The sequence below is a fragment of the Synechocystis sp. LEGE 06083 genome, assembly GCF_015207725.1.
Taxonomy (GTDB): domain Bacteria; phylum Cyanobacteriota; class Cyanobacteriia; order Cyanobacteriales; family Microcystaceae; genus Synechocystis; species Synechocystis salina.
On record NZ_JADEWJ010000261.1, the window covers coordinates 1 to 5,567 of the forward strand.

Genomic DNA, 5,567 nt, shown 5'->3' on the forward strand with positions numbered 1-5,567 from the left:
CGCCAGCGGCAAGAAAAAAAGGCTCAGGAAAAGGTTAAACAACTAGAACAAAGTTTAAAACAAGAACAGGCTCGGGTGAAAAAACTCCAGAACGAAGTGCAATTGGTGGAGAAGTTGCAAACGGAACTGACGGAAGAAAAAAATTTGGTGGGCAAACTGTACAGCAAAATTCAGGATTTGGAAGAGGACTTAACTCCCTCGACCAGCGCCGCCCTCACCACCCTGCCCCGAGCCATGCCTGCCCGTTATGTGGCCCCCAAACAGCCCTCCACCCATTTAAGCGATGAGGACATTGGTTGGTTTGATTAACTGAAAGCGAAATTCTTACCCACCACCACGGGGCGATCGCCAAAATGGCCCTGGAAAATGAAAATTTTTCTTCCCATGGGCTAGGATCGGTTGCCATGGGTTCGCTGTTGTTCAGCTAACCACCTGGGATCAATGGCAAAGACAACACACCGATTCAAGTTAAGTCAGTGGTTATGAGAAACGCTTTAACTATTTTTGCTTTACTCCTTTCCAGCACCGGCATTTTTGTTTCCTTGGCTAGGGAGGAGTTGCGCTGTCAAGTGGGGCTGAGCAGTACCGAATGTCCCCCGGCGATCGCCCAGCCGGAGAATAATGCTCCCCAGGATGGTGGTGCCAAATTGGTCAATTCTGAGTTGCGTCCCACCACGCCCACCGGGGAAAAGTCCGATAAGACCCCTGGCCCGGCCGCTGAAACTGCCAAAGTACTGGAAACGGAAACCACTGGGGCGATCGGTGAGAATCTGCTTCCCGCTGGGGAAAGTCATGGAGCACCACCTTCCGACGCTACCGAAATACCTTCTTCGCCTCCTCTCCATAGCCCCCTTGGTAAACCCATGGAGCAAAAAGCTGTGGACACTGCCATTATCAGCAATCCTGCTCCGAAAAAGGCTTTACCCAGTGAAGCTCCCATTGCTCCCCCCGCCAGTAAAAATCCGGCAGAAGATCACCTCATTCAGGTCATTCCGGTGGAAGGGGCAGCCATTCCCGTAGCTCCAGGTCCCCAGGAATAGAATCTAAGATCTGGCAAAGGGGAAAGAGCCCTGTATTTACCCCCTTTATTGCCGAGCTTTGCGGTAATCTGGCTAATTTGCCCAGCAATGTAGTTCAAACTAGTTACTTAAAACTATAAAAATCATTAGTCAAGAATAAAAAGCCAATGATTTAGGGCCTTGGCCCTTTAAAAGCTCTTATAATGGTTTGCGCCTTGAAATTATTTTGTTTTCCTTTAGTCCCTGCGCATGCCTCGAATACTGATCATTGACGACGACCCGGCAATTTCTGATTTAGTCTCCATTAACCTGGAAATGGCGGGCTACGATGTCCAACAAGCAGTGGATGGCATTAAGGGTCAAGCGTTGGCGGTGCAACTGCAACCGGATTTGATCATGTTGGACTTGATGCTGCCCAAGGTGGATGGGTTTACGGTCTGTCAACGGTTGCGCCGGGATGAACGCACGGCCGATATTCCGGTGCTGATGCTAACGGCGTTGGGTCAGATCCAGGATAAGATTCAAGGCTTTGACTCCGGGGCCGACGACTACCTCACCAAGCCCTTCGACGTGGAGGAAATGTTAGCCCGGGTGAGGGCCTTACTGCGGCGCACGGATCGCATTCCCCAGGCGGCGAAACACTCAGAAATTCTCAACCAGGGGCCCCTAACCTTGGTACCGGAAAGATTTGAGGCGATTTGGTTTGGCAAAAGTATTAAGTTGACCCATTTGGAGTTTGAGTTGCTCCACTGTTTGTTGCAACGCCATGGGCAAACGGTTTCCCCCAGCGACATTTTGCGGGAAGTGTGGGGCTATGAACCAGATGATGATATTGAAACCATTCGGGTGCACATTCGCCACCTCCGCACCAAGTTGGAACCCAACCCCCGTCGGCCTCGCTTCATTAAAACGGTGTATGGAGCGGGCTATTGTTTAGAACTGTCAACGGAGGAAGGGGGCGGCAATCCAGCGTAGGTTTTAGTTTCCAAGTTTCCAGCCCATTGTCCGATTGATTTACCCTAGATTTGAATGTTTACCATGGCCGTCACTGATTTAAGTTTGACTAATTCTTCCCTGATGCCGACGTTGAACCCAATGATTCAACAGCTAGCCCTGGCGATCGCCGCTAGTTGGCAGGGTTTATCCCTCAAGCCCTATGCGTTACCGGAGGATTTGGGCTACGTAGAAGGTCGACTGGAAGGGGAAAAGTTAGTGATTGAAAATCGGTGCTACCAAACGCCCCAGTTCCGCAAAATGCATTTGGAGTTGGCCAAGGTGGGCAAGGGACTGGATATTCTCCATTGTGTGATGTTTCCCGAGCCTCTATACGGTCTGCCCCTATTTGGTTGTGATATTGTGGCGGGGCCAGCGGGGGTGAGTGCGGCCATTGCCGATCTATCCCCCACCCAAGGCGATCGCCAATTGCCTGAAGCGTACCAAGAAGCATTGGCGGAATTAGGCCAACCAGAATTTGAGCAACAACGAGAATTGCCTCCCTGGGGAGAAATATTTTCTGAGTATTGTTTATTTATCCGCCCCAGCAATGGCACTGAAGAAGAACGGTTTGTGCAACGGGTAGCGGATTTTTTGCAAATTCACTGCCACCAAGCAACGGTTGCTGCACCTTTGTCTGAGACTCAAACGTCGGAACACCGTCAGGGACAAATTCATTATTGCCAACAACAACAGAAAAATGATAAAACCCGTCGGGTACTGGAAAAAGCCTTTGGGGACGCCTGGGCGGAAAGATATATGAGTCAGGTGTTATTTGATGTTATTCAGTAAATAATAAAGTCTTCGTTACTACGTTGGCGTGGATTTAAATTAAATGTAGGATAAGGTTGATTTTTAGCGGTCAAAGTAGCTGTTGCAGTCAATTTTAATTAGCTTCAATTTTGTTACCCTGACCCAAATCTCGCCGCAGTTATTTCAATTTGCGAACCAACTATGGCCTACTGGTTATTTCAAGGCAACCCTAAGTACTATCAAATTCTTCAGGCCATTGAAGAGCAAGAGGAATTGCCCTGGTTAGTAACCCGTTATGGCAAGGAAATTCAGGTTGGCGATCGGGCTTTGGTCTGGATGGCCGGCCCAGAAGCGGGGATTTATGCCATTGCCGAGGTAACTAAGCCACCGGAAATTCAAACAGAGCTACTAGATAAGCAATATTGGCTCATGCCTGACCAGGCTAAGTTAGATAAACCGAGGGTACAACTCAGATTTCTACGTAAATTGCTGGGACAACCCCTCCGCCGCCACGAACTTAAACAGGATCAGATTCTACGAGATTTGCTGGTTATTAGGGCGCCCAACAGCACAAACTTTCGGGTTACAGAGGAGCAATGGCAACGGGTTTATAGTCTCAAAGGTTGAGTCGGGGAAATCTGAAGTAAATCTAAAGAATATCGATGCTGTAGCCAAGTTTTCTTTCCCCTGGGGAGAGTGTTGGTTAGAATCTGACGGTGACTGGGGTTTTTCTCCCCGCCCTTGCCCCTATTGTTGAGGTTGCAGATCAAAACTATGGCTGAGTCTATTCTCCCCAATGCCATTCGCTCCCAAAGTCAACCCCATGCTTTTGTCCAGGTTCAGGTCTGGATTCGTCGGCTGGTGTGGAAAATTGTTATTGCCACAGTGCTATTGATGGCGGTGGGCAGTGCCACCAGGGTAATGAATGCGGGGCTAGCCTGTCCTGATTGGCCTCTGTGCTATGGTCAGTGGATCCCCAGTCAACAAATGAATTTACAGGTATTTTTAGAATGGTTCCACCGTTTGGATGCCGCTTTGATTGGTTTTAGCACCCTAATTTTGGTAGGTTTGAGCTGGTGGTTCCGTCGGGTTTTGCCCAGTTGGTTGCCCTGGGCTACCTTGGGATCCCTGGCGCTGATTTTGGTGCAGGGATTGTTAGGCGGGCTGACGGTGATTGAACTGCTAAGGTTTGACATTGTAACGGCCCATTTGGGGACAGCCATGGCTTTTTTAGGCTCTTTGGTGATCATTGGCCTCTGCCTGATGCCCTACCAAAGCAATCAAACAGCCGGTAAGTTAAGACCGGTGGCCCTAGCTAGCACCACTATTATTTATCTGCAATGTTTACTAGGGGGATTGGTGGGCTCCCAGTGGGCGGCCCATCAGTGTTTGGCGATCGCCGGCACGCAATTTTGCCAAGTGTTGCATAGTCATCTGTTGGGGGTTTTACCCACGGCCTTGGGGGTGGCTATGACCTATTGGTGTACCAGGCGCACCCCGGCCCTGAACCCTTTCCTACGCCAGTTGGGCAATGGAGCCCTGGCCCTGTTGGGGGGACAGATCCTATTGGGGGTTGCTACGCTAAAACTCCATTTACAAATTGAACCCCTAACCGTAGCCCACCATACAGTGGGAATTTGTCTCTGGGCTACCCTATTGGCGATCGCCGTTTTAGCAGTGCGCGACCATCGACCGACGACCCCCATTACAGCCTGATGGCAAAAATCTTCAAATCTTTCTGGGGAGGGAAGTTCCTGCTGTTGCGGTCAATCTAACTGCTATTTTTTGTCCAGTTTGGGAAGACTCGCTTAAAATTCAAGAAAATTTTTTGTTCTTCCCCTGCTTACCCTTTCTTTTGATTCTCTATGGTTACTTCGACAAAAATTCATCGCCAACACGATTCCATGGGGGCGGTGTGCAAAAGTTATTACCAGTTAACCAAACCGAGAATTATTCCCCTCTTGCTGATTACCACCGCGGCTTCCATGTGGATTGCCTCGGAAGGTCGGGTGGATTTACCCAAATTGTTCATCACCCTATTGGGGGGAACCCTTGCCGCTGCGTCGGCCCAAACCCTGAACTGTATTTACGACCAAGACATTGATTATGAGATGCTCCGCACCAGAGCCAGACCCATCCCGGCCGGAAAAGTCCAACCCCGCCATGCGTTGATTTTTGCCCTAGTTTTGGGGGTACTCTCATTTACTCTTTTTGCTGCCTTTATCAATGTGCTCAGCGGTTGCTTAGCGTTGTCCGGCATCGTCTTTTACATGCTGATCTATACCCATTGGCTGAAACGGCACACCGCCCAAAACATTGTCATTGGTGGCGCAGCGGGCTCCATTCCCCCCTTGGTAGGTTGGGCCGCCGTTACGGGGGATTTAAGCTGGACTCCCTGGGTACTGTTTGCGCTGATTTTTCTCTGGACTCCCCCCCACTTTTGGGCCCTAGCTTTGATGATTAAGGATGATTATGCCCAGGTGAATGTGCCCATGTTGCCGGTGATTGCGGGGGAAGAAAAAACCGTCAGCCAAATTTGGTACTATTCCCTTTTGGTAGTGCCCTTCAGCCTATTACTGGTCTATCCCCTCCACCAGTTGGGCATCCTTTATCTGGCGATCGCCATGGTTTTGGGCGGACAATTTCTGGTCAAAGCTTGGCAACTCAAGCAGGCTCCCGGCGATCGGGACTTAGCCCGGGGATTATTCAAGTTCTCCATTTTTTACCTCATGTTGCTCTGCCTGGCCATGGTGATTGACAGTTTACCCGTCACCCATCAGTTGGTGGCCCAAATGGAAACTT

At 49.9% G+C, this 5,567-nt stretch carries 6 protein-coding genes and 1 pseudogene; all 7 read left to right on the forward strand.

Features of this window, described 5'->3' with window-relative positions:
* A pseudogene (locus IQ219_RS16240) lies at window positions 1-309 on the forward strand (hypothetical protein); the annotation flags it as partial.
* Window positions 310-482: 173 nt separating this feature from the next.
* On the forward strand, window positions 483-1,040 hold the full coding sequence (locus IQ219_RS16245) for a hypothetical protein (protein ID WP_228017232.1): 558 nt from the start codon (window positions 483-485) through the stop codon (window positions 1,038-1,040).
* 228 nt (window positions 1,041-1,268) lie between these two features.
* Window positions 1,269-1,994: a two component system response regulator RpaA gene (gene rpaA, locus IQ219_RS16250; protein ID WP_190596568.1), complete on the forward strand. Its 726-nt coding sequence runs from the start codon at window positions 1,269-1,271 to the stop codon at window positions 1,992-1,994.
* 63 nt (window positions 1,995-2,057) lie between these two features.
* Window positions 2,058-2,804: a phycocyanobilin:ferredoxin oxidoreductase gene (locus tag IQ219_RS16255; protein WP_194073295.1), complete on the forward strand. Its 747-nt coding sequence runs from the start codon at window positions 2,058-2,060 to the stop codon at window positions 2,802-2,804.
* A 162-nt stretch (window positions 2,805-2,966) separates the two neighbouring features.
* Window positions 2,967-3,392, forward strand: coding sequence for an EVE domain-containing protein (locus tag IQ219_RS16260; RefSeq protein WP_194073296.1), 426 nt, complete (start codon window positions 2,967-2,969; stop codon window positions 3,390-3,392).
* A gap of 147 nt (window positions 3,393-3,539) precedes the next feature.
* Complete coding sequence (locus IQ219_RS16265; protein WP_190596562.1) at window positions 3,540-4,481, forward strand: heme A synthase; 942 nt, start codon at window positions 3,540-3,542, stop codon at window positions 4,479-4,481.
* Window positions 4,482-4,630: 149 nt separating this feature from the next.
* The coding region (locus IQ219_RS16270; RefSeq protein WP_194073297.1) for a heme o synthase at window positions 4,631-5,567 on the forward strand (937 nt) is incomplete at its 3' end.

Excerpts from the sequence above, each read along its gene's own strand:
- IQ219_RS16265 (WP_190596562.1), top strand. The coding sequence starts at position 3,540 with ATGGCTGAGTCTATTCTCCCCAATGCCATTCGCTCCCAAAGTCAACCC.
- IQ219_RS16255 (WP_194073295.1), top strand. The coding sequence starts at position 2,058 with ATGGCCGTCACTGATTTAAGTTTGACTAATTCTTCCCTGATGCCGACG.
- rpaA (WP_190596568.1), top strand. The coding sequence starts at position 1,269 with ATGCCTCGAATACTGATCATTGACGACGACCCGGCAATTTCTGATTTA.
- IQ219_RS16260 (WP_194073296.1), top strand. The coding sequence starts at position 2,967 with ATGGCCTACTGGTTATTTCAAGGCAACCCTAAGTACTATCAAATTCTT.
- IQ219_RS16245 (WP_228017232.1), top strand. The coding sequence starts at position 483 with ATGAGAAACGCTTTAACTATTTTTGCTTTACTCCTTTCCAGCACCGGC.